Here is a 22813-nt window from a genome sequence, read left to right as displayed (position 1 = left end):
CTTGCTCAAACAAAGCAAAAACACCGTGTTGATTTACATACTAAGTGTATTCAATCAACACGGTGTTTTTATCTCACTTATTTTAAATTCATTGCTTTTAGAAGAGCATCATGTAAATACGTATTTCCATATTAGCTAATTAATGCTTGGTGGAACTTCAAGCCAGCCTTTTTTAATCATAATTTCCGTCGCTTCGCTTGCATATTGAAACGCATCTTCTCCTATCAGCATCATTTTAGCCACAATATCTCTTCGAAAACTAAATGCTGCTCCAAATGCCTGACTTCCAATGCTAAAATTACTAAGTAAAATATCGCATGTCAGCATCAAACGATCAGAAAAAGCAGGCGTTTCAGAAGTCGTTATGCTTCCTGTTGAGGCAACAGAAGGTGAAATATCGTCTTGTATAATTATTTCTTCTAGGCGCGTAATAATCTTTTTACTGAGCTCTTTTCCTTTCAAAAAATGCTTTTTCACTTCGGCATCTTTCGCCGTTTGAGAAAAAGCCTTCATTAACTTCATCCCGACAATGTTTGTTTCGACTCCATGATAAATCTGCGCTAGCTCCATCGTATTTAATACTCTTTTGTCCGCAAATACATTTAAGCCGCTTAGATATTTTCTATCCGAAACAAACTCAACGGTAGTTGGCATTGGAATATAGGGTGGGCGTGATAAAATTCCTTTTCTCAATAAGTACTGCGTACAGGAATCGTAGCACTCTTGCGTAATCTTTGTTAAATCTTGATAAAATTTCACCACATCTTCTCTGTAGGCCTTACCTAAACTTAATGTATACATCCCCATACTAATTTCTTTAATAACACGAAGAAACATAATATCAAATCCATTAGTAAATAGTTTTGGAGCCTGTACGTTTACGTCTTGAGATGAAAGCCCGGTTGGCACTACGGCTCCTTCTTTTTCAAATATTGTTTTTATCTTTCGTATGTATATAATGAGCTGTTCACGCAAGTCCGTCATAATTGTTTTAGCATCTTCATCGTCTGCATGTTCAATCATATAATCCAACAAGCAAATGATTAACGTTTTCTGCTGATATGTCATCCACAGCGTTCCAATTTCACTTGAGGTAATACTAGGTTTATCAGGCACTGTTACTTCCCTCCGCTTCTTCAGCTTTGTTGAGTGCTTTTATCTCTCAAAAGAGAACATACTCATTGTACGTTTACTTATCATTATGCTATCCAACATTCTTTTTTTTATTTAACCCCCTGACCTATAGCTTTTGAGCAACAAAAAAAACAGCTCCGCACTTACAGAACTGTTTTTTATCTTAAGCACGAAACGAGTACTCAACACCTGTTAAGTCCTCAGATACGCTCCATAGTTTTTCCGCTACGTCCGGTTTAAATAAAACGTCTCCCATCATATCTTTTACAGGATATCCTTTTTTAGCATCTTTTCCGTCTGGCCCAATATATGTACCGCCTTCTATTGATTCAGTAGCTGCATAAAGAGTAGGCAGCGCGCCCATTTCTGCAGATTGACTAAATAGCTTGACTAAAAATTTCAACAAGCCGTTTGGTTCTTTGCCTGAACCGCGTGATAATAGGTTTGTATTAGAAATACCTGGATGTACAGCGGCACTAATTGTCGTTGATCCGGCTGCTTCTAAGCGAGTTTGCAATTCTTTGGCAAACAATAGGTTGGCGAGTTTGCTTTGTCTATAGAACTTCATTGGACTGTAGCCTTTTTCTCCATCTAGATTATCAAAATAGATTTCTCCAGAATTAGCGGCTATACTGCTTACCGTTACGACACGTGAATGTGGAGTGGCCATTAGTAAAGGAAGCAGCAAACCCGTAAGTGCAAAATGTCCTAAATGATTACAGCCAAACTGCAGTTCAAATCCGTCTTTCGTTTTGCTGTGAGGCGGCACCATCACGCCTGCATTATTAATGAGAAGATCCAAAGACGAGTATTGTTGAAGAAATTGATTGGCAAAATGCCGAATAGAGCTCAAGTCACTAAGATCTAATGACATAATAGTCACTTTAGCATTTCCGTTATCTGCTTTAATTCTTTTCTTAGCTTCTTTCCCTTTTGCTTCATTACGCACAGCAAGAATGATTTCTGCTCCGCGAGCTGCTAGAGCCTTTGCAGCTTCAAACCCAATACCGCTGTTTCCTCCCGTTATAAGGGCAGTTTTCCCCGTTAGATCAGGCATTCGTTCAGCTGTCCATTTTGTTTTCATATAAAGTTCTCCCTTTCAGCTATAGCTGCTTTTCTAGAATTTACGCGTCTCGGTCACATACGTTTTTAAAAATTAAACTATGTATAAATTATAATGTTTTCAAAACAAAAGGGACAAGCTTTTTAAAAGCTTGTCCCTTTTATATGTTTATGTGGTTCGCGGCGAATCGTAGCGCCCAAACCAGTCGTACCTGTTTGTGGATATCCATTTGTATAGCGGACTAAACGCTTTTTTCATTAATGGTAAATGCAGAAGCACGCCGATTGGACATGTAAGAGGCAAAACAGCTAAAAGCCGTCTGACCGTTTCAAATCCTGCTAATACTTCCCCTTTTTTGGTGACCATATGAATTTGATCATATAAGTCTCTTCCTTCTTCTTTTAAGTAGCTATACTCCGTTCGCTCAATGTATTGAACTGGAATCCACTGGATTTGGTTCGTCCAGTCCAGCGCTTTAATTATTTTTTTTACGTTGTAACATAAAGGACATTCCGCATCAAAAAATACTTTGTGCTTCATTGTTTCCACCTTTCTTCCCTTATTTCTTTTTCCTTAGTTTATAAATACCCTTTTCTCATTTTTAATAACCATCATTAAGAGGTACTTCTTGTGCAGCCTGGCTTTAAAGCGAACATTTTTTGTGGAGTTTCTTTTGTGAAGCCGCGAAAGAAGATAGGATTTTTTTATAAAATATCACTTTTTTGGTTTAAAGCGCTAAAAACATGTTAGAATAGATTTCATATTGATTTGAAGCACTAGATGCACGCATTTAGTCGCATACTAAAAAGAACTGAATAAATCCAATGATAAAAGGTAAAGGTAATGTCTTCATAAACTTATCATGGAAGTAGGTTTATAAATAACGATGAAAAAAGGAGGGCTGGGTGATTGCTTTTATCCATTTCATATAAGCTTTTTTACGTAAGGATGTGTAAACGATGAAAAATAAGTACATGCTGTCAGCTTCAGGTATGTATATTAACTATTTTCTACTTGGCATGGTCAATATCATGCTTGCATCAAATATGTCATTTTTGACAAAACAATTAAATACCGACGGTGCTGGAATCAGCTATATCATTTCTGCTATCGGAATTGGAAAATTGCTTTCATATTCTCTATCAGGCATCTTGTCTGATAAAGTCGGACGAAAACCTTTGATTATTGTTTCGTCTCTGACGATGGCTATTTTCTTAATTGGCATTCCATTATCGCCAAATTATCAAACAGCCTTTATCTTTGCCATTATTGCTGGTATTGCAAACTCTGCTATGGACGCTGGAACATACCCTGCTTTGATTGAAGTTTTTCCTAAATCTTCAGGTTCAGCCAGTGTTCTTGTAAAAGCATTTATATCAGCTGGAGCAGCGCTTCTGCCGTTTATGATTGCCTTTTTTGCGGATCGTGATTTGTTTTATGGGTATGCTTTTTTCCTTCCCGCTCTTATTTATTTACTAAATATGATCTTTATGTTCAAACTGCCTTTTCCCAATCATAAACGCGAACAGAATACAGTTCAACAGCAAAGTACAGAAGAGAATAAATTTATCTCTCCTCCTAACATGAAACAAGAAGGAATCGCTCTTATTGTGATTGGATTTACTTCTACAGCTCTGTTTACAGTGGCTCAAATTTGGCTTCCTACTTATGGTCAACAAGTATTAGGTATGGCTGAAAGCAGCTCGGTTCGCCTTTTAAGCTACTACAGCATCGGAGCTTTAATCTCTGTTTTAGTATTAGCCGTATTATTAAGCAAAGTGCTTCGTCCTGTAACGGTTATTCTCGTTTACCCGATGATTACTCTTATCGCTGTACTTACGCTTCTATTTGTTAAAGTACCTGCTATTGCAATTGCAGCTGCTTTTTTCATGGGATTTTCTACGGCTGGGGTCTTTCAATTAGCGATTACCGTTATGACCGAGCTTTTCTGGAACAAAAAAGGAACGGTTACAGGAATTGTAGCGACCGCTGCTGGATTAGCTGCAATTTTATTGCCTTTAGCAACAGGGCTCATGTCTAAAACGGGACATATTTCAATTATCTTTATCTTTGATGCGATGCTTTCAGTAGTAGGTATGGCGGCGGCGGCTTTTGTTAATTACCGCTACCGCAAAATTTTAAATAAAAAGCCCCGCGAACAAATTCAAGAAACAGCCTCATAAAAAAGAGGCTGGGGCAAAAGTATTTTAGAGAAAGTAAAAAAACGAACCATTAATGAATGGTTCGTTTTTTGTTATGGTGAACGTATGTGTCATTTCTTTAGGTCCTTCTAGCAGTTGATTGGAGGGCAAGGCGAAGACTCCTGCGGGGAAAGTGGAACAGATGAGACCCCGCAAGGAGGCTCATCGGCCACCCGCGCAAAGCGAAGACTTGCACGGAAATCAACTGCGGTGTCACAAGCAGTGCAGCTCATGCATACTATTTGTTTGTCTTTATATTGGATTAATTTAGTAAAACCTCAACTTCTTCTTAACTTTTTAAGTCATTTCCTCAGCTGATTTTTGCTTCATAAATAGAAACATCACACCTGAAACAACCGCAAAAACAGCTAAAATGTAAAAGGTAGAAGGCAACGGAATCACGTTAACTAGTGACCCCATAGCTAAGCTACTGACAACTGCTGAAGTTTGTATAGCCGTCATATATGCCGTTGTGGCTAGTCCAATTTGACGCGGGGCTAGTGACTGAGCATACACCATTCCTACTCCCATTGTAGCGGATAGAATAAAAGCATAAAATACTTGAAGCGCAATTAATCCACTCAGCGGTAGATGAAGACTCGTTAAAATAAAATAAAGCACTTGGCAAGCTACTCCAATAATAAAGAATCGTTTAACGCCAATCTTATCAGAAAAATAGCCTCCTAATGGCATAAATACTAGCTCAAAAACAGATGTTACGGTAAAGAGAATACCTACAATCGAAACGGATTGCTTTAATGTATCTGTTACATACAGCGGCAAATACATAGAACGACCGGAGTCCCCCGCAAAAATGAAAAGAGCTGCTACGAATACAGCTATTAATACAGAAGGTATACCAGCTGGCGCTTTTGAAGATGCATGCGCTGAAGGTTGAGGCATACTGTCTTCTTTAAGCGCAAAAAGAACCCACACTAAAGTTGCCAGCGATAACAACCCTGATAGTAAAAATAAAAGAGTATACCCTCCGTGGTCAATGATTAAAGCTCCGAGCATCGGTCCAAAAATATAGCCTTGTGAAAATGCCATTCGCACAGTACCGGTAATCGTACCTGCCTGCGATTTACTTTCTTCCTTTTTAACAATAAAATCATTCAGCAGAGCAAAGAAAAAAGAAAACGCATTAAACCCTCCTATAGCAAGTAAAATGAGTGCTATTGTATAAGAATGCGTAAACGCTAAGGGAACTCTTGAAATGGTTCCAATCAGTAAGGCCCAAATAATAAATGGCTTTCGTTTTCCCCATTTGTCTGATAAAGAAGCCAAATAAAACGAGACGATTAAACCAAGAATGCTCATTGGGACAAATAAAAATCCTGCTTGAAACGAAGTGGCGTGCAATGTATTTGTTGCCCAAACCGTTAAATAAGGCATAAAGCCGCCAACAGACAACCCAATAATAAATAATGAAATAAAAATCGTTCGAAAATCCCGGTCTGTAAATACAATCTTTATGCCTGATACAAACGAATTTTCTGCTTTCGACATAAACTCATTTCAACCCTTTCTATCCAGCTGTCAAACGTTCCATTTTCGCAAAAAAACGCACCTTTCTTCAAGAAACAGTAGAAGAAAGGTGTGTAAATAAAGGTTATTTTCCAATTTGTACAGCAATTTTTTCTTTTTGTTCTTCCTTGTTGATCAGCTCTTTGAATTTAGTTAAAAGAGGTGCTTTTAATTCTTCATCTTTTAACGCAAAAGCAAGGGTCGTAAAAATAAAATCTAATTTTTCCCCTGCATCATAACGTTCGCCTTCGAATTCGTAAGCATAAATAGAACGGTCTATATTCATACGCTGAATAGCATCCGTTAGCTGAATCTCCCCACCTTTTCCAGCTTCCTGCGTTTCAAGATAATCAAAAATGTCAGGTGTAAATACATAGCGTCCAATAATTCCTAAATTAGACGGAGCTTCTTCGACTGATGGTTTTTCTACAAAACCATTCACTTCGTATAATCGGTTTTTATTTACTTTTGGATCTATAATCCCGTAACGATGAACGGCTTCTTCCTCTACGCGCTGCACGCCGATAACCGACGATCCCGTTTGGGTATACTGGTCAATCAGCTGTTTTAAACAAGGCTGATCTGGGTCTGTTAAGTCATCTCCAAGTAAAACTGCAAACGGTTCGTTTCCAATAAATTGTCGAGCACAGCCAATCGCATGGCCAAGGCCTTTCATTTCTTTTTGACGAACGTAATGAATATTCGCTAGTTCAGAGATATGCTCCATTTCCTCTAATAGTTCGGTCTTTCCTTTTTGATGAAGCAAGTGTTCTAATTGAATATTATGGTCAAAATGATTTTCAATCGCTTGTTTTCCGTTTCCTGTAACAATTAAAATATCTTCGATGCCTGATTTTAAGGCTTCTTCCACAATAAATTGAATGACGGGCTTATTTACAATTGGAAGCATTTCTTTTGGGATAGATTTTGTAACGGGTAAAAAACGAGTACCTAACCCTGCTGCTGGTATAACTGCTTTTTTTATAGTCTGCATATGATTTACTCCTCTCTGTTAGTTATCTAGCTGTCTTACATCTATTACGCTTTAACAGGCACCATCTTGAAAATTTCTTTCACACCTTGCTTGTATCCTCCCGCTGAGCGAAGTGATTCTCCGATTTGTTGTGCATACTGTTTATATGTGTGAGTAGTTAAAACGTCGTTAACTGTATTTTTGATGAGCTCAGCAGATACGTTATTTTTATCTAATTTCACGCCTGCTCCTAACTCCTGCACGCGATCGCCTACCATAAATTGATCCACTGCCATTGGAATAACGACAAGCGGCGTATCGTAGTATAAACCTTCACTGCTGCTGTTCATTCCGCCGTGAGTAATAAATAAATCCGCACGTTTTAAAATTTCTAGCTGCGGTACGTATTGTTTTACAACGAAGTTTTCTGGAATGTGTGCTAATTCTTCAGGTTTTGTATTTTTACCAATAGATAAAATAACTTTACCCTCAAAATCTTTTAATGCTTCTATACATAAGTTATAGATTTCTAGCTGCTGATTAAAAATAGTTCCCATAGAAACAAAAATAATTTTTTCATTTTCATTTTGTAAGTAATAAGGATCTTCAATATCTAGTCGTTTAACAATTGAAGGACCAATAAACTTGTACTCACTCGTAAATTCAGATACGTGCGGCTGAAAGAATTCTGACGTAAATACTAACGTAATATCCCCTGGATTTGACATAATGTCCATGGAGTCTTTTAACTCCGTATTATATTGGCTGTTGAACTTATTTAATGATTTTTCGAATTGAGGATAAAAGGAAGATTGGTCAGGTTCTGTTTGACCACTTGGCATCATACAAGTTGCTAACTCCTTATTTAACGCAAACGTCGTACAAAGAGAAACCTTTGGAAGCTGAAGAAGGTCGGCCACAGCGGAACCTGCTAAAAGGTGATAATCATAAAGTACATAATCATATGTTTCATGTTTCGTTTCACTCATAATTTTAGTAATAATATTTTCAGATTCATTTAAAAACAAATTCATTATTTCATAGCGGTCATAAGACTCTTCTTTGGTCATCCGGTTGCTCATATCTAGACTTGGACGAAAATCTTCGTATTCACGAAATTCCGCTCCTGCTTTTCGAATTTTTTCAACATATTCTTCAATGCCGTAATAGACGACCTTCTCCCCTTGAGCCATTAATTCTTTTACAATTCCTAAAGAAGGGTTCACATGTCCTTCACCTGGAAAGCCTATTACTAATACATTTCCCATAACATCCATTCCTTTCACTTAGTTAATAATTAAATCACTTAATTATTCATTTGGTAAATTTATTGTATAGAAACTGAATTTACTATAAATTATCTTTATCGTAAAGTCATTAAGCGTTTCCAACTAAAAAAAGGTTAAATAGGCTCATTTTGGAATATAGTTATAAATTAACTCAAGAAAAACAAATATTGTAAAATTTATCTTGTTTGTAAATAGATGTATACGCTTCAATATGATGAAAATAAAAAACACACCTAGCTACATTAAGCATAAGGTGTGTTTTTTATTTAGAAGTTATATAACTCCCATATATCTGATGTTTCTGAACCAATATACCAAGCTGCCGCCCCGCCTAAATGATAGTCATTAATTAATTTAACCCGGCGCTGCATAGATGCTTTGTCTTCGAGCCATATTTGATGCTTCGTACCATTTTCGGTGTATTCTACATAGTACTGAGAGGCTTGGCTGTCCCATTTTTTAGTTAACTTTTTAGAAGAGATAATTGCTTCGGCTTCTTTCATCGTTAAGTCTTTTGTGACAACTTTTTTGGTAGATAGATCCGTTTTCCATTCTCGCGTATAAAAAGGAACTCCCAGCAGGATTTTGTGTGCAGGTACATCTTTCATAAGAAGTTCTGTTCCTTCTTTCACCCAAGGCAGCGAAGCCACAGACCCTGGAACCTGACTCCCTCCCCAGTGTTCTTCATAACCCATCATAATGACGTAATCTGCCACTTGACCAATCTGTTTTCGATCAAAGCTTCCTGACCAAAACGGATCATTATTCTCTCGTGTTACGTCTACTGAAACGGTCATACCATGAGGCTTTAACGCTGCTTTTAATTCTTTAATAAATAAAACAAAATCTTGTTTGTTTTTGATATTAATATTTTCAAAGTCAACGTTAATACCGTCACTGTTTGTTTTCACAAGCGAACTTTCGACTGACGATACAAGCTTTTGCCGCTTTGCTTTATTGCCTAGGACGTCACTTGTCAGCACATCATCGAAATTGTTACCGATGAGCGGCCAGACTTTTTTGCCGTTTTTGTGAGCCGTTTGAACATACGATGGATTTATAGAAGATGAAACAACTTTGTCACTCCGCGTTAGCGTAAACCAGCGTGGTGAAACAACGTCTAAGTTCTTTTGTTTCATCGATTCTGCATAGCCTGCTGTTTTTTCATTAAAGCTCCAGCCCATAACTACTGGCTGATGCTTCTTTTGTGCTAAATCAGATTTTTTGATCCAGCCCTTTTTCCCTTCCAAAAGCTGTACTTGTACATAGTAATCAGGAATAATAAGCATTTGTCCAGGCTTAATATTTGTTGATGATAGCTGATTTAACTTTGTTAATTCAGTCGCTTTTACACCGTACTTTACAGAGATTTTCCAAAGCGTATCTCCTGATACTACTTTATGTAACAAGCCTTTTGGTGGTATTTTCAGCGTTTGCCCCGGAGTTAACTCCGTCGTTTTTAGCTGATTTTGTTTTATTAGCTCGCTGACTGTTACACCATATTGTTTAGCTAGTAGCCATAGTGTATTTCCTAGCACTACTTTATGGGTGATAACTTGAGCTGCATCTCCCGCTTCAGATGAAATAGCAGGAAATTCTTCTCCTTTTTTCACTGTCTGAACAACCGAAGAATGTAAAGATGGAGAACGATACACATTTACATTATCACCTTTGACAGTGCCTACTGAAGAAGCAGCGTCTCCTTTACTTATTGGGGCCAATCCTCCACTGAAAAGACAGAGAATAAGTAGGCTCATACATATTTTCTTCATTTGATAATCTCGCCTCCCCACTTTTTGACATCACCTGTCTAGTTTACTACTCCTATAAGATAGAATCCTAGAGGTACATTGTGGTAAAGAAACGTCTGGGTATACGTCAAACTCAAATAAAAAAGCTTACCGTCCGATGACGATAAGCTTTCGTTTCTTATGCATTTCCCACTACATTTTGATCGTTAATATCCATATCAATTGTATTGGCGGTACTGGCACTGCTTGTAATATTCATAAAGTTTCCTGTGTTCCCGCTACCAGAACCGACTGTTGTAAAAGCTGTACTCTTTGGCTTAATAGCCAGACAATCACCAAACTCCACTGAAGATGAAACCAATACATTCGAGATATTTACGGCTCCTACTACCGATGGCATCTGCCTCTCCTCCTGTTCACTATCTATCTGCTATATGATATGAGCAGAAGGCTAAAAAGTAGCTTTTTCATCTTTTAAATTTTATTAAGGATCAATTCGTTTATACCTTGATTCTGCAAACATATATACTCCGTATGCCATAAGCCCGATTGATACGATAGCCAGCAGTACAGACCCAAAAGGACGCTGCGCTACTTCAGCAAGGGCTCCATCTAACCCTTTCGTTTCGTCTGGATCCGCTTGAAGAGCCGTGCGAATAAGAAAGAAGCCAATAATCCCAAAGACGATACTTCGAGCAATAATACCCGCTTTTCCAATATGCCCGCTCCATCGCCACTCTTCTTTTGACATTTCGTTTTTCTTTAGTTTTTTTAGGAAGCGTCCTGAAAGAGCCCAATATACTTGTCCAATCCCAAAGATAATAACGCCGATACCTGTAAGCGCAATGATGGTTTGCCCAAAGGGATAAGATAACAGCTTGGCTGATACCGTTTGATAATGCTTACCTGACGTATGAACGTGAGCATGAAGCAAAATTCTTACCGAACTCACACAAAGACTAATATAAAACGTGGCTACAACTAAATAGCCTAAACGAGTAAAAGCGCCTTTTACACCATGCCCAACGTGGTGAGGGTCAAAAATAGCAGAAATGATTTGCCAAAACGCATATCCACTTAAACCTACTGCTAAAACGATTAAAATTAAAAATCCAAACGGCTGCTTTGCAATTGTGTGTAGGGCTCCTTGAGAAGTAACCAAATCGCCTTTTAATCCGAAAGCTGTCTGAATCGCTAATATACCGATGATAAAATAGACCACACCTTGAGCCACATGACCAAACCGTGAAAAACGCACGACAAATGGTTTAGTACGTTCTTTTAAGCGATGTAACTTTCGACCAAACGTATCTTTTTTAACAAATGGAGATTCACCCATACGTTTCCTCCTGCTTTTTGAAAACAAACTTTATTTTATAAAACACCTGAAAATAAGCGCGCAAATGATTCTTTCGAACGTTCTACTAAGCTTCGCTTGTAAAATGCTACTGGCTTGATCAAATGACTGTCTTCCATATCTTCTTCATAGTTTTTGATGAGCGTTTGAATTGTCTCTCCGTCAATTAAAAATGCATTAACTTCAAAGTTCAGATGAAAGCTCCTCATATCCATATTTGCAGTACCTACTGAAGCCATATCTCCATCTATAATCACGATTTTTTGATGCAAAAACCCTTTTTGATACGAATATACTTCAATTCCACAGCGAAGAAGTTCAGCAAAATATGATCTCGTTCCATATTGAGTCAGAAAGCCATCATTAATTTCCGGCACCATAATTCGTACTTCTACACCTTTTCTAGCCGCAATACGAAGAGCAGTTCTTATAGCTTCGTTTGGAACAAAATATGGGGTAGAAATCCAAATTGACTTCGTCGCGCTTGTAATCATTGTATAATAATAGTCGCTCATATTTTCCTGCGTATCTGGCCCCGTCGCCACTACCTGAACGAACCCTTCTCCTTCAACACGATGAGGTTTTGTATATGATTCATTGTTAATTAAGCATTCCCCCGAAACGTATTCCCAGTCAAACATAAAAATCGAGTGCAAGGTTTGAACAGATTCACCTCTTAACATCAGGTGGGTATCTCGCCAAAAACCGATTTTTTTATTTTTCCCTAAATACTCATCGCCTACATTCAGCCCTCCTACAAAACCTACTTCCCCGTCAATTACAACTATTTTACGGTGGTTTCGAAAGTTGAATTTTTGATTAAAAAATCCATACTTAATAGGTAAGAACGCATGCACTTTAACATTCGCTTTTTTCATTCGCTTAATATCTGAACCCGATAGTGTAAAGCTTCCCATTGTATCGAATGTAAAGCGCACTTCTACACCTTCACTTGCTTTCTTTATTAAAATATCAATGATTTCTTTTCCTAACGAATCTGAGTGAAACATGTAGTACTCCATATGAATAAAATGTTTTGCTGACTGCAAATGCTTTTTGATTTCGTTAAACGTTTCTTGTCCATTTTTAAGCACATAGGTTTTTGTATAAACATTCATCTTCGTCAAAGATACACATTGAAGGTACTGAGCAAAATAACGCTGATGAGATTGGAGGGGCGATAGATCAGGCGTCGTTTCTTTATCTGCCATCTTTCTAAGCATCTCTCGGTTATGCATACGCTTTTTTTTAAACATATGCCCCTTTAAATAGAGCTGTCCTGAATACAAATAAAAGAAAAAGCCTGCAACAGGGAAGAAAAAGAGAACATACATCCAAACCAACGTACTTTCAGGCGTTCGATTTTCAAGCATAAGTGAATACATACAAATAAAAATGATGACACCATATAATCCAACTAAGGCATACTTCCAATGAACATCAATAGAGGTAAAAAAGAAAGCATAAATTGAAAGTAAAATAATAAATAAAAAAATAAAGTCCAACCGGCGTTTTTTCATAAAAGCTCTCCTAAAAACAAACTGTATTGTATCACTTGTCTATCTTTCATATGAGGTAGTATATGGAATACACAGAATTCTTATCATGCATGCCACATAAAATGTACATATATTTGCACAAAAAGCAGTTTAGCCGCTTAAGCAACTAAACTGAACTACCTCAGACAAGCATCATTTATATACCTATACCCTGGATGGTAAAACAAAAAACCTCCTTACAGGGAGGTTTTTTCACTGGTTTTTCTCGCATGACGATGACTTTTTATGAGTTGGTATAACCAGACTCTTTTTCTTTTTTAGGCCAAACGAAATTAGAAAGAGATAATAAGAAATCAATTCCTACAATAACTGTCCACAATTCCACTACATTTTGCAGCACGTTGGTTTTTCCATTTGATACTATATACATCATCGCCGCTAAAAGAGCTGCCCCAATAGCGTAAGCAACAAGGTGCTGTATCCATGACTTAAAATAATGCTTTGCATATTCTTTTCCATAGCGCCTACGAGGTTTCTCTCCGTTTTTCATCACATAATATTGAAAGCGTTCGTCTGCCCATTGAATCATACTTTTTCCAAAAGCGATCGAAATTCCAATATACACGGCTGCAATAGCGTGAGCATAAGTCGCTGTAGCACCTCCGTAAAGGTCTACGCTCGTCACAATCAGAAGAAAAAAATCAACAACAGGTGTTAGAGCTAAAATAAAAAAACTGAGCTTTTGTTTTTTAAACGTATACCTTGTTGCTAATCCTAAAATGATGACTACCCAAAAAGCGATTTCACATGCAATAATCATCCAGGCTATTAAATTCAAATAATCCCCTCTCTTCCTCTCGTTCAACAAATAGATAATAGGTTTTAAATAAAAATTTTATGCATAAGTTTATTTTTATGTATATACATCCTGCTTCATAACCCTACGGTCTATTCCATCCTCAGCGGAGTTCTAAGATTCATTGAACCGTATTTGCTAGGCGGCTCTTTTAAATCGATATCTATAATACTCCCAGCTCATTCCTACCGCCACTCCAATCGAATAGGCTAGTATATCGCTCCATAAGAAGCCATAACCCAGAATGAGCCCTCCTAGCGCAGTCTTTCTTATGTCATCAATCCACGGAGCGTGATACAGCTGTGTAAATTCAATGAAGTAACAAAACACTATAGCAAACATACCAATCATTTTTGTCTTCCATGTAGGAAACAAAAAACCCGCACTGACAAAAATCATTAAGGCCCATAACGAATCTCCCGCATATATATTTACGATGTGAGGAAGATACGCAGTAAGTTTTCTTGATAAAAGACCTGCTCCCATGATCACAATAGCTAGAAGCAGATATACCCATCTATTTCTTTTATTCATTTCAAACTCCTTTTTCTTCTTAAATGCTCCGTAACAATAAGCCTTCACTGTATAATTTTATCAGAACCGCAGACTGTTAAATACCGCTTTTTTTCATTTTTTACAGCTTCCCCCTACGTATATATGACAAGTGTCATAGTTTCTATATGACACGTATGTCTTAAATAGTCAGAAAAATCCCTTTATACTGAGGATAATATACGGTGATGAAAGGAATTTCATATGACTATACAAAAACAAAAGAATTTACGAAAACAAGTTGCACCCTTTGAAAAAGCAGTAATGAAAGACAGCATAAGACAATTGATTAATACTTTTTTACCTTTTTTCACACTATGGTTTCTCGCTTATGAGAGCCTTTCAATTTCTTATTTTTTAGCATTTCCGCTAACTGTTATCGCAGCAGGGTTTTTAGTAAGAATATTCATTATTTTTCATGACTGTTGTCACTACTCTTTCTTTAAGAGTAGACAACACAATAAAATTCTCGGAACAATTACCGGTGTGTTAACGATGTTTCCTTACAGTCAATGGGGACATAGCCATGCCATTCACCATGCAACAAGCAGCAACTTAGATAAAAGAGGTACGGGTGACATTTGGGTGTTAACCGTAACGGAATATAAAGAAGCTTCTATTTGGAAAAAAATCGCTTATCGTATCTATCGCAACCCGTTCGTTATGTTCGGCGTGGGACCTATATATGTATTTTTGATTACAAACCGATTCAATCGAAAAAATGCGAAGAAAAAAGAGAGAATGAACACGTATCTTACAAATGTATTGATTGTTGCATTAGCAGCAGCGACCTGCTGGTTGGTAGGTTGGCAGGCGTTTGTATTAATTCAAGGACCGATTTTCTTCATTTCAGGTTCAATTGGAATTTGGCTGTTTTATGTACAGCATCAGTTTGAAGATTCTTATTTTGAAGAAGATGAGCACTGGGATTATGTAAAAGCAGCCGTTGAAGGAAGTTCATTTTACAAGCTTCCAAAACTTTTGCAATGGCTAACAGGCAATATCGGGTTTCACCACGTACATCATTTAAGCCCAAGAGTGCCCAACTATAAGCTTGAAGCTGTTCATCAACACACACAGCCTCTTCAAAATGTACCAACCATTACACTCTCAACAAGCCTTCGCTCTCTTCGATTCCGTTTATGGGATGAAGAAAACAAAATGTTTGTGAGCTTTAAAGAAATAAAAAAACGCTCAGCTGCACTAAAAGCAAGCAGAATTTCTTCTCAAACAAAAGCAGAACTTTAATAAAACAGTCAAGCTTTCAAAAGCTTGACTGTTTTATCTATTCACCTAAACTTATTTCATTCTACTTTGTGGTAAACTAATAGTGTATTTTAACAAACAAATGAGGTTCTTTATGAAAAAATATACGTTTTTCCAAAAAATCACTGGGCTATCTCCTTACATATGGACGGTATTTGCCATTTTACCATTTTATTTTATCTTACAGTCTTCATCCATGAATCACATTATTCTTGGCTCTTTACTAACCATCTTATTTTTTATTTTCTATCGTTTTGCATTTGTTTCAACAGACAAGTCCGTTTACGTATGGACGGCTTTATTAATCGTCATTTCCTTAGCACTAACAACGATTTTTAATTATATTTACTTTGCCTTTTACTTCGCTTTTTTTATCGCTTATTTTATTGGAAATATCCAAAAGCGGCTCGCTTTCTTCACTTTGTATGCTGTTCATTTGATCAGCACCGTTATTTCGGTAAACTTTAACGTTGTTATGCAAGAAGAGATCTTTTTAAAACAGCTGCCTTTCATTTTTGTAATTTCCATTAGTGTAATTGTACTGCCATTTAGCATTTATAACCGGAAGAAGCGAGACCGGCTGGAAGAACAGCTGGAAGATGCAAATAAACGTATTTCTGAGCTTGTAAAACAGGAAGAGCGCCAGCGTATAGCTCGCGACCTGCACGATACGTTAGGACAAAAGCTGTCTCTTATCGGTCTAAAAAGTGATTTAGCAAGAAAACTTATTGCAAAAGATCCTGAAAAAGCAAAATCTGAATTAAAAGATGTCCAGCAAACAGCGCGCACGGCTCTTAATGAAGTGAGAAAAATGGTTTCTCAAATGCGTGGAATTCGCCTTAGCGAAGAACTAAAACGCGTTCAAGAGCTTTTAGAAGCTGCCGAAATTACGTTTGTAGGAGAAAAGGATATTTCATTAGAGAATGTGTCTTTGTTAATTGAAAATATTCTGAGCATGTGCTTAAAAGAAGCCGTAACCAATGTGGTCAAACATAGTCAAGCCACCGTTTGCACGATTACTTTACATCAGTCTGCAAAAGAAGTAGGCATAACGGTAGAAGACAATGGAGTGGGTATTAATACGAAAAAAACCTGCTGGGAAGGAAACGGACTTTTAGGAATGAAAGAGCGGTTGGAGTTTGTAAACGGCCATCTTGATATCTCCAGTCAAGGGGGGACGATTATTCATATTACAGTTCCAAACATCGTCAAACATATTAAGGAGGAACAATTATGATTCGAATTGTCATTGCCGAAGATCAGCAAATGATGTTAGGAGCTTTAGGCTCTTTGTTAAATTTAGAAGATGACATGGAAGTTGTCGGAAAAGCTTCTAATGGGGAACAAGCGGTATCACTTGCTAAGCAGCACCAGCCAGACATATGCGTAATGGACATCGAGATGCCACTTAAAACTGGGCTTGAAGCTGCAGAGGAACTGAAAGATTTAAACTGCAAAGTCATCATTTTAACAACGTTCGCTCGCTCCGGCTATTTTCAAAGAGCTTTGAAAGCAGGCGTAAGTGGCTACTTACTAAAAGATAGTCCAAGTGAAGAACTCGCAAATTCAATTCGAAGCGTGATGGCAGGCAGACGCCTCTATGCTCCAGAATTAGTGGATGACTTATATAGTGAATCTACCAGTCCTCTTACAGCTAGAGAGAAAGAAGTATTAGCTCTAGTAGCTGATGGAAAAAACACAAAAGAAATTGCTGACGAACTATCTATTAAGACCGGAACAGTGCGCAACTATATTTCTACCATTCTGGACAAACTCGAAGTAAAGAATCGCATTGAAGCCATTACTCGCTTTAAGGAAAAAGGATGGTTCAAATGAAAAAAGCATGCATCAAACCGAGATGCATGCTTTTTAATCATTTGGGAGTTTATCGTACCCTAATTTGTCGATGATCACGATATGCTCGGGGAATTCATCAAGCAGCTGCTGTTTTGTGAATAATTCAAAGTCACGGAAATCAAAGCCTGGTGCGACCATACACCCTACCAGGGAAAACGTATTCTCATTTGCGACAGAGGAACCGAAAATGGTATCTCTTGGAACTAAAAATTGAGGAACTTCTCCATTTTCTAAGTTTGTACCTAGTTTTACTTCTTGATAGGTTCCGTCGCGGTAGATAATATGAATGGTTAAAGAACTTCCCCCATGATAGTACCATAATTCATCTGATTGCAGCCGGTGGAAATGCGATACATCGTGAGACCTTAATAAAAAGTAAATACTCGTATATAGAAATCGTTTGTCATCAAACTGAGATGACACTTCTTTATCAGAAATTTCATCATTAGAACGATAGGTTTGTTTATAAAACCCTCCTTCTGGATGAGGCTGCAGCTCAAGCTTTGAAATCCAATATTCCCAATTATGTAAATCCATTACGTTCCTTCCCTTCCTTTTTTCTTTTATCATTAACTACATCATAGTAAATCATTCTTTCTAACACAACAAACGGCTTCATTATTCCATTAGGAAAATGAAGCCGCTTACCACCGGTATCTTATCATTACATCCTACCCTTTCTGTTAGCACGGCTATATCTATACCTGCTAGAATGGCAGCGATGAAATAAATACGTCATATACAAATCTAACTGAAATCGATCTCCCTCAATGAAACATTGAAACGGCTGTTCTTTATCTTGATAAATTTCCGCAGATGAACGCTGCTTAAACGGGACAATATTCATCTCTTTTCCCCCTCAGACAGATGTGCTTTTTAGTGTAAATGCTGATGACAAACGTAATATTTTTTGATAAAAGTGAGGGCTGCCTGTGCATCTTGAATGCCAAGCTTTTTACAAACGCCCGCTAACATGAGCAGTTTGTACATAACCAGCTTTTGATTATTGGTTGCCAGTACGTAATAAACAATCGTATTAGCAACTGCCCGCGGTAATCTTATTTTTTTCAACTCATATAACGCAGCAGACGAAGACATGCCTGCTTCGTTTAAAATTTGCTCGGTTGTGTACGTCTCCAAATAGCGAGCAAGCTTTCTTTCTTTATTGTTAAATATACCTTTAAAATCGTTCATTTTCTCTCCCTCTGTTATTTTAATAATCCATTAAACGCTGCATTAATTAGCCATAATGCGATAGCTCCCCCTGATAAATAAGTGCTGAGATAGAATATTAGCTCCATATACCTCCCTCCCATTTCTATCTTACCCCTTCATTTCTCTAGCTGCAGTGATATTCATCACAGTAAAAAGTGTATTGTTGAGCTGCCGAATAGCTCCGCAAAAGAGCTCGTGAGAAAGGTCTCACGAGCTGCTTAGTTAGCATTTTTATTTTCGGATAATGCGTTTAAAAATCATAATAATTAATAATACAACCACAATAACAAGCAAAAATTTCAACATGAGTTGTCCATCCCTTCAAATCAGTAAATCGTCTTTCATTAGTAAGTAGTTACCCTGTTTCGTTTTTTATAAACTGCTGACTGCTTATTTCATGCCAAAAATTATATAATAGTAGAAAATGAGCTTAAATTAGCCCTACATATAAAATATAAACGGGAGTATAACCATGACTGACTATCTTCAAACATTTCTGCTTGAACATTTAGAAGCAGCAGAGCTTATTAGTGTTCTCTTGAACATCCTTATTAGCATTACGGGCGTATTTCCAAGCGCGCCCCTTACGTTCGTAAACGTAAAATTATTTGGTTTTTGGAATGGATTTTTACTTTCTTTTATTGGAGAAGTTTTAGGTGTAGCTCTCTCTTTTTGGCTGTACCGAAAAGGTTTCCGTACACTTGTTCATACCAAAACACCTTCTCACTCCAAGTGGCTAAAGCTGCTGCGCGTACAAGGGAAAGAGAGTTTTATATTCATTCTTTCTTTGCGATTACTTCCCTTTGTTCCATCAGGCCTCATTACATTCTTCAGTGCTGTAGGAAAAGGCTCCTTTGCGGTATTCATTTCTGCTAGCGCACTTGGAAAAATTCCAGCGCTTTTTATTGAAGTTTATTCGGTTTATCATATTTCACGAGGATCTATGCAAGGAAAAATCATCTTGGTGGTTTTATCCATTATTTTACTTTTTTATATAAGTAAAAAATGGAAGAAAAAAGCTTAACAGATTATAAAAAGGGAAGACTATCTAAAAATAAGTAAAAACATTATCCTATGTAACTGTAATAAGATAACGTATTGGAGATGGTCCATTGATTTTCCTGTTGGTTTCTGCAAGTATTATTGTTCCTATTATCATGCTTTTTTTCTCACTAAAGTGGAAAGGAGCAGAACTAGTTTTTAATACGCTAGCCCTTCTTTCAGCGCTAGTATTTGGAAATATAGCCGCTGCTTCTATCTATCGTATCTTAAAAAATCATACTGTTTTTATGACGAGCATTCATGCAATCTTTTTAAATTCAGCTTTTTTATTAACCGGTGCATACCTTGGAATCTATGTATTGTATAAACTGTTAGCTCTGACCTTAAATGTAAAACAGCGTACTATGTGAAAATAGTACGCTGTTTTTTTAAGTGCAGTTTATTTTATGATTCCAGTTGGTATACATAGAGGTGAACCATCAACCGGATTTTGAATGATAGTTGATGATAAATTAAACACATCCCTTATCATTTCTTCTGTAAATACTTGAGCAGGAGAACCTTCTTTGTAAATCTGACCGTTTGAAATACTGATTAAATGATCTGCATAGCGAGCTGCTTGGTTTAAATCGTGCAAGACCATCACAATTGTACAATTTCTCTTTTGGTTTAAGAAACGAAGAAGTTCAAGCACTTCAATCTGATGAGCTAAATCTAAATATGTGGTAGGCTCGTCCAAAAGCAGAAGCTCCGTACCCTGTGCTAATGCCATTGCAATCCAGGCCCTTTGACGCTGTCCTCCAGAGAGCGCATCCAGTGTGCGATGACTTAAATTAGACAGTTTAGTTGCCTGTAAAGCCTCCTCTACAATTTGATGATCTTCAGCAGAATAGCGAGCAAATAAGCCTTTATGAGGGTGACGACCATAATAGCATAGCTCTTTTACTGTTAAATCTTCAGGAGCTTCAGGAGCTTGAGGCAAAATAGCCAGTTTTTTTGCTACTTCTTTTGATGAATGTTGATGAATATCTTTTCCGTTTAAATAAATATTTCCTTCTGTCGGCTTTAATAAACGCGCCAATGAACGAAGGATTGTTGATTTTCCGCAGCCATTTGATCCAATGATTATGCTTATCTTTCCTTCTGGAATGTGAAGGTCAATATCGCGAATAACTGAAGTTGAATCATATGATAGCGAAAGTTTTTCCGCAGTTAACTTTGTCATTACTCTTCCTCCTTTCTCCTATTTTTTCTGTTCACGCCGCAGTAAATATAGAAAATAAGGGGCACCAATAACGGATGTTACGATTCCAGCGGGAATCTCAATGGGCGACACAACCCCTCTTCCGAGACTGTCAGCAATTATCAGGAATAAAGCACCTACTGCTGCTGAAACTGGTAACAAGAACTTCGACCGACTCCCTACTAACCTCCTACTAATATGAGGAGCAATTAAACCAATAAATCCAATTGACCCAACTACAGCTACAGATAAACCGGTTAATATCACAGCCATACTCAATAGTGTATAACGAACGTACTTTGTTCGCTCTCCTAGGCCAACTGCAATCTCATCTCCTAAGTTTAAAATATCGAGCTTAGATGCAAATATAATAATAAAAGGAACAAGTACGACGCAAGGAATTAACATCAAAAGCTCACTCCAGCCTCTTCCCCATAAACTTCCTGTAAGCCAAAGAAGAGTTGTATTCACGTCATCTGGAAACTTAATCATAAAATACTGAATTCCAGCCTGGCAAATAGCTCCTAAAGCTACACCCACTAAAGCCAGCGTATGAGTTTTAGCTCCTTGAGAATAAGAAAACACCATGAGTATAACGGCGATGACCGATGCTCCTAAAAAAGCTGAAAGCGGCAGCAGAAGCATAGAAGCAGCTGGAAATACAATTAAGATAAAAACGGCGAACAGCCCTGCTCCTTTTGTTACACCGATAACATCAGGAGAAGCAAGCGGGTTTTTTAATATCCCTTGCAAAATAGCTCCTGCTACCGCTAAAGCCGCACCGACCACAATAGCAATGAGGGTACGTGGAATGCGATAATTTGTTAAAATAAAGGAACTACCTTGGGAACTACCTACTATTTGCTGAAAGATTTCTGCAGGGGAAATATAAACGGCTCCTACTCCTAAGCTAATTACAACCGTGATGATTAAACATAGCAATAAGATACTTAATATTTGATAAGGGTGTTTTCTTTTCATTGCTTAATATTCCTCCCTTTTCTAGCAAGATATAAAAAGAAAGGAGCTCCGATAAGAGCTGTTACAATCCCTACTGGCGACTCAAAAGGATAGGCAATGAAACGAGAAAGTACATCGGCATAGACAAGCAAAATGGCTCCTAATAGAGCTGAAAATGGTAGGATTCGCTGGTAGTCTCCTCCTACTAATTTTCTAGCTATGTGAGGTACAATGAGACCTACGAACCCAATTGGCCCCGCAACGGCAACAGATGCACCTGCAAGCATAATGACTAGTATACCTGCAAAAAAGCGAATCCATTTTACCTTTTCGCCTAAACCTGTTGCCATATTCTCTCCTAACACTAGAATCGATATAGAACGAGATGATACAAAAGCTAGAAGAAGACCTAGAGATGACCAAGGTAACAAAATTTTTACATGAGTCCAGTCTTTCCCGTTAATAGAACCTACAAGCCAATACAAAACGTCCGTAGCTTGTTCATTTAACACAATCACTCCTTGAGTAAGCGACGATAAAAATAAATGCACGGCCATTCCGGCAAGTGCTAGTTTCACATGAGTTGTCTTTCCGCCCGATGCGAACAAATAAACCGTTATTCCTCCTAAAGCTGCTCCCAAAAAGGCAATATAAACAGTTGATTGAGAGGTAAAATCAGGAAATAGAATAAAAGCTATTACAATCGCTAATGAAGCACCTGCATTTACCCCAAACACTTGGGGTGAAGCAAGCGAATTTCGTGTAATAGCTTGCATCAATGCTCCAGCAGCTGCCAAGCTGGCTCCAATAAGAGCTGCCAGCACGGCTCTTGGCAACCTGAGCGTCTGTACGATCGTTGTCTGCTTAGAGTCATCAGGAGCAAAAATTGCTTTAATTACTTCTGTAAAACTAACTGCAGAGGATCCCACAGCGACATGTAAAATCATTCCGATGATTAACAAGCAAACACTAGCTACCAACACAATGTATTTATTTATTTTTTGCTTTTGGACAAAATTTGTCATTTCCAACACACTTTCTACAGTTTTCTTTTCTAAACAAATAGAA

The 22813-nt window shown here is 37.6% G+C and carries 25 protein-coding genes; 7 read left to right on the top strand and 18 right to left on the bottom strand.

Translation table 11 applies throughout. The annotated features are described in order from the left end of the window. Positions 1-135: 135 nt before the first annotated feature. The 3 genes from LJY09_RS07445 to LJY09_RS07435 form a co-directional block, all read right to left on the bottom strand. Positions 136-1116 (bottom strand): DUF3231 family protein, encoded by a 981-nt coding sequence (locus tag LJY09_RS07445; RefSeq protein WP_115653414.1) that lies wholly within the window; start codon positions 1114-1116, stop codon positions 136-138. A 181-nt stretch (positions 1117-1297) separates the two neighbouring features. After that, complete coding sequence (locus LJY09_RS07440; RefSeq protein ID WP_154989232.1) at positions 1298-2218, bottom strand: oxidoreductase; 921 nt, start codon at positions 2216-2218, stop codon at positions 1298-1300. Positions 2219-2365: 147 nt separating this feature from the next. Continuing rightward, entirely contained in the window at positions 2366-2737 is a 372-nt protein-coding gene (locus LJY09_RS07435) for a thiol-disulfide oxidoreductase DCC family protein (RefSeq protein ID WP_028413991.1), read from the bottom strand. Between the two features lie 419 nt (positions 2738-3156). Between LJY09_RS07435 and LJY09_RS07430 the strand changes: the two genes are divergently transcribed. Next, the gene (locus LJY09_RS07430) at positions 3157-4380 is read left to right on the top strand and encodes an MFS transporter (RefSeq protein WP_028413992.1); all 1224 of its coding nucleotides are present in this window, start codon (positions 3157-3159) and stop codon (positions 4378-4380) included. A gap of 114 nt (positions 4381-4494) precedes the next feature. Further along, positions 4495-4716 carry a hypothetical protein gene (locus LJY09_RS07425; protein WP_154989236.1) on the top strand — a complete coding sequence of 74 codons (222 nt, stop codon included), beginning with the start codon at positions 4495-4497 and terminating at the stop codon, positions 4714-4716. Here LJY09_RS07425 and LJY09_RS07420 read toward each other — a convergent pair. The 9 genes from LJY09_RS07420 to LJY09_RS07380 all read right to left on the bottom strand — a co-directional run bounded on the left by LJY09_RS07420 (position 4696) and on the right by LJY09_RS07380 (position 14184). Then, positions 4696-5907, bottom strand: a complete 1212-nt coding sequence (locus tag LJY09_RS07420; protein ID WP_154989238.1) for a sugar efflux transporter — start codon at positions 5905-5907, stop codon at positions 4696-4698. The genes LJY09_RS07425 and LJY09_RS07420 overlap by 21 nt on opposite strands. Before the next feature lie 103 nt (positions 5908-6010). After that, positions 6011-6919, bottom strand: coding sequence for a UTP--glucose-1-phosphate uridylyltransferase GalU (gene galU, locus LJY09_RS07415; protein WP_099000077.1), 909 nt, complete (start codon positions 6917-6919; stop codon positions 6011-6013). A 44-nt stretch (positions 6920-6963) separates the two neighbouring features. Beyond that, the gene (locus tag LJY09_RS07410) at positions 6964-8166 is read right to left on the bottom strand and encodes a macrolide family glycosyltransferase (RefSeq protein ID WP_228307636.1); all 1203 of its coding nucleotides are present in this window, start codon (positions 8164-8166) and stop codon (positions 6964-6966) included. A 287-nt stretch (positions 8167-8453) separates the two neighbouring features. After that, positions 8454-9959, bottom strand: a complete 1506-nt coding sequence (locus tag LJY09_RS07405; RefSeq protein WP_224979988.1) for a LysM peptidoglycan-binding domain-containing protein — start codon at positions 9957-9959, stop codon at positions 8454-8456. Positions 9960-10116: 157 nt separating this feature from the next. Next, entirely contained in the window at positions 10117-10338 is a 222-nt protein-coding gene (locus LJY09_RS07400) for a spore germination protein (protein WP_028413997.1), read from the bottom strand. Between the two features lie 84 nt (positions 10339-10422). Beyond that, on the bottom strand, positions 10423-11277 hold the full coding sequence (locus tag LJY09_RS07395; protein ID WP_028413998.1) for a DUF1206 domain-containing protein: 855 nt from the start codon (positions 11275-11277) through the stop codon (positions 10423-10425). A gap of 35 nt (positions 11278-11312) precedes the next feature. Beyond that, positions 11313-12815: a cardiolipin synthase gene (gene cls, locus LJY09_RS07390; RefSeq protein WP_099000082.1), complete on the bottom strand. Its 1503-nt coding sequence runs from the start codon at positions 12813-12815 to the stop codon at positions 11313-11315. A 262-nt stretch (positions 12816-13077) separates the two neighbouring features. Then, a complete protein-coding gene (locus LJY09_RS07385) occupies positions 13078-13632 on the bottom strand; it encodes a hypothetical protein (RefSeq protein WP_228307635.1) in 555 nt (184 codons plus the stop codon). A 156-nt stretch (positions 13633-13788) separates the two neighbouring features. After that, on the bottom strand, positions 13789-14184 hold the full coding sequence (locus tag LJY09_RS07380; protein ID WP_099000086.1) for a ribosomal maturation YjgA family protein: 396 nt from the start codon (positions 14182-14184) through the stop codon (positions 13789-13791). Positions 14185-14406: 222 nt separating this feature from the next. Here LJY09_RS07380 and LJY09_RS07375 point away from each other — a divergent pair, with 222 nt between their 5' ends. From LJY09_RS07375 to LJY09_RS07365, 3 genes are all read left to right on the top strand, one after another. Further along, entirely contained in the window at positions 14407-15450 is a 1044-nt protein-coding gene (locus tag LJY09_RS07375; protein WP_228307634.1) for a Delta(5) desaturase DesA, read from the top strand. Between the two features lie 112 nt (positions 15451-15562). After that, a complete protein-coding gene (locus LJY09_RS07370; RefSeq protein WP_028414003.1) occupies positions 15563-16705 on the top strand; it encodes a sensor histidine kinase in 1143 nt (380 codons plus the stop codon). Continuing rightward, positions 16702-17304, top strand: a complete 603-nt coding sequence (locus LJY09_RS07365) for a response regulator transcription factor (protein WP_013056197.1) — start codon at positions 16702-16704, stop codon at positions 17302-17304. The genes LJY09_RS07370 and LJY09_RS07365 overlap by 4 nt, the downstream gene beginning before the upstream one ends. Before the next feature lie 33 nt (positions 17305-17337). On the opposite strand, the gene LJY09_RS07360 is transcribed toward LJY09_RS07365, so the two are convergent. The 3 genes from LJY09_RS07360 to LJY09_RS07350 all read right to left on the bottom strand — a co-directional run bounded on the left by LJY09_RS07360 (position 17338) and on the right by LJY09_RS07350 (position 18519). Then, positions 17338-17862 (bottom strand): cupin domain-containing protein, encoded by a 525-nt coding sequence (locus LJY09_RS07360; RefSeq protein ID WP_228307633.1) that lies wholly within the window; start codon positions 17860-17862, stop codon positions 17338-17340. Between the two features lie 127 nt (positions 17863-17989). Further along, positions 17990-18172 (bottom strand): hypothetical protein, encoded by a 183-nt coding sequence (locus tag LJY09_RS07355; RefSeq protein ID WP_047751346.1) that lies wholly within the window; start codon positions 18170-18172, stop codon positions 17990-17992. Positions 18173-18201: 29 nt separating this feature from the next. After that, complete coding sequence (locus LJY09_RS07350; protein ID WP_228307632.1) at positions 18202-18519, bottom strand: hypothetical protein; 318 nt, start codon at positions 18517-18519, stop codon at positions 18202-18204. A 493-nt stretch (positions 18520-19012) separates the two neighbouring features. On the opposite strand from LJY09_RS07350, the gene LJY09_RS07345 reads away from it, so the two are divergent. After that, positions 19013-19564, top strand: a complete 552-nt coding sequence (locus tag LJY09_RS07345) for a TVP38/TMEM64 family protein (protein WP_099000087.1) — start codon at positions 19013-19015, stop codon at positions 19562-19564. A gap of 88 nt (positions 19565-19652) precedes the next feature. Continuing rightward, positions 19653-19952 carry a hypothetical protein gene (locus tag LJY09_RS07340; protein WP_028414008.1) on the top strand — a complete coding sequence of 100 codons (300 nt, stop codon included), beginning with the start codon at positions 19653-19655 and terminating at the stop codon, positions 19950-19952. Between the two features lie 29 nt (positions 19953-19981). On the opposite strand, the gene LJY09_RS07335 is transcribed toward LJY09_RS07340, so the two are convergent. Genes LJY09_RS07335 through LJY09_RS07325 form a run of 3 tightly spaced genes read right to left on the bottom strand, consistent with a single transcriptional unit; the run spans position 19982 to position 22770 of the window. After that, positions 19982-20767, bottom strand: a complete 786-nt coding sequence (locus LJY09_RS07335; protein WP_028414009.1) for an ABC transporter ATP-binding protein — start codon at positions 20765-20767, stop codon at positions 19982-19984. Between the two features lie 18 nt (positions 20768-20785). Beyond that, positions 20786-21766 (bottom strand): FecCD family ABC transporter permease, encoded by a 981-nt coding sequence (locus tag LJY09_RS07330; protein ID WP_228307631.1) that lies wholly within the window; start codon positions 21764-21766, stop codon positions 20786-20788. After that, a complete protein-coding gene (locus tag LJY09_RS07325) occupies positions 21763-22770 on the bottom strand; it encodes a FecCD family ABC transporter permease (protein ID WP_228307630.1) in 1008 nt (335 codons plus the stop codon). The genes LJY09_RS07330 and LJY09_RS07325 overlap by 4 nt, the downstream gene beginning before the upstream one ends. Between the last annotated feature and the right edge of the window lie 43 nt (positions 22771-22813).

The sequence above is a fragment of the Priestia sp. J2 genome, assembly GCF_020790095.1.
Classification (GTDB): domain Bacteria; phylum Bacillota; class Bacilli; order Bacillales; family Bacillaceae_H; genus Priestia; species Priestia zanthoxyli.
Note: the sequence above shows the minus strand (reverse complement) of the source record. Positions and strands in the feature narration are given on the sequence as shown.

Excerpts from the sequence above, each read along its gene's own strand:
- LJY09_RS07440 (WP_154989232.1), bottom strand. The coding sequence starts at position 2,218 with ATGAAAACAAAATGGACAGCTGAACGAATGCCTGATCTAACGGGGAAA.
- LJY09_RS07435 (WP_028413991.1), bottom strand. The coding sequence starts at position 2,737 with ATGAAGCACAAAGTATTTTTTGATGCGGAATGTCCTTTATGTTACAAC.
- LJY09_RS07430 (WP_028413992.1), top strand. The coding sequence starts at position 3,157 with ATGAAAAATAAGTACATGCTGTCAGCTTCAGGTATGTATATTAACTAT.
- LJY09_RS07420 (WP_154989238.1), bottom strand. The coding sequence starts at position 5,907 with ATGTCGAAAGCAGAAAATTCGTTTGTATCAGGCATAAAGATTGTATTT.
- galU (WP_099000077.1), bottom strand. The coding sequence starts at position 6,919 with ATGCAGACTATAAAAAAAGCAGTTATACCAGCAGCAGGGTTAGGTACT.
- LJY09_RS07410 (WP_228307636.1), bottom strand. The coding sequence starts at position 8,166 with ATGGGAAATGTATTAGTAATAGGCTTTCCAGGTGAAGGACATGTGAAC.
- LJY09_RS07405 (WP_224979988.1), bottom strand. The coding sequence starts at position 9,959 with ATGAAGAAAATATGTATGAGCCTACTTATTCTCTGTCTTTTCAGTGGA.
- LJY09_RS07400 (WP_028413997.1), bottom strand. The coding sequence starts at position 10,338 with ATGCCATCGGTAGTAGGAGCCGTAAATATCTCGAATGTATTGGTTTCA.
- LJY09_RS07395 (WP_028413998.1), bottom strand. The coding sequence starts at position 11,277 with ATGGGTGAATCTCCATTTGTTAAAAAAGATACGTTTGGTCGAAAGTTA.
- cls (WP_099000082.1), bottom strand. The coding sequence starts at position 12,815 with ATGAAAAAACGCCGGTTGGACTTTATTTTTTTATTTATTATTTTACTT.
- LJY09_RS07380 (WP_099000086.1), bottom strand. The coding sequence starts at position 14,184 with ATGAATAAAAGAAATAGATGGGTATATCTGCTTCTAGCTATTGTGATC.
- LJY09_RS07375 (WP_228307634.1), top strand. The coding sequence starts at position 14,407 with ATGACTATACAAAAACAAAAGAATTTACGAAAACAAGTTGCACCCTTT.
- LJY09_RS07370 (WP_028414003.1), top strand. The coding sequence starts at position 15,563 with ATGAAAAAATATACGTTTTTCCAAAAAATCACTGGGCTATCTCCTTAC.
- LJY09_RS07365 (WP_013056197.1), top strand. The coding sequence starts at position 16,702 with ATGATTCGAATTGTCATTGCCGAAGATCAGCAAATGATGTTAGGAGCT.
- LJY09_RS07360 (WP_228307633.1), bottom strand. The coding sequence starts at position 17,862 with ATGGATTTACATAATTGGGAATATTGGATTTCAAAGCTTGAGCTGCAG.
- LJY09_RS07355 (WP_047751346.1), bottom strand. The coding sequence starts at position 18,172 with ATGAATATTGTCCCGTTTAAGCAGCGTTCATCTGCGGAAATTTATCAA.
- LJY09_RS07350 (WP_228307632.1), bottom strand. The coding sequence starts at position 18,519 with ATGAACGATTTTAAAGGTATATTTAACAATAAAGAAAGAAAGCTTGCT.
- LJY09_RS07345 (WP_099000087.1), top strand. The coding sequence starts at position 19,013 with ATGACTGACTATCTTCAAACATTTCTGCTTGAACATTTAGAAGCAGCA.
- LJY09_RS07335 (WP_028414009.1), bottom strand. The coding sequence starts at position 20,767 with ATGACAAAGTTAACTGCGGAAAAACTTTCGCTATCATATGATTCAACT.
- LJY09_RS07330 (WP_228307631.1), bottom strand. The coding sequence starts at position 21,766 with ATGAAAAGAAAACACCCTTATCAAATATTAAGTATCTTATTGCTATGT.
- LJY09_RS07325 (WP_228307630.1), bottom strand. The coding sequence starts at position 22,770 with ATGACAAATTTTGTCCAAAAGCAAAAAATAAATAAATACATTGTGTTG.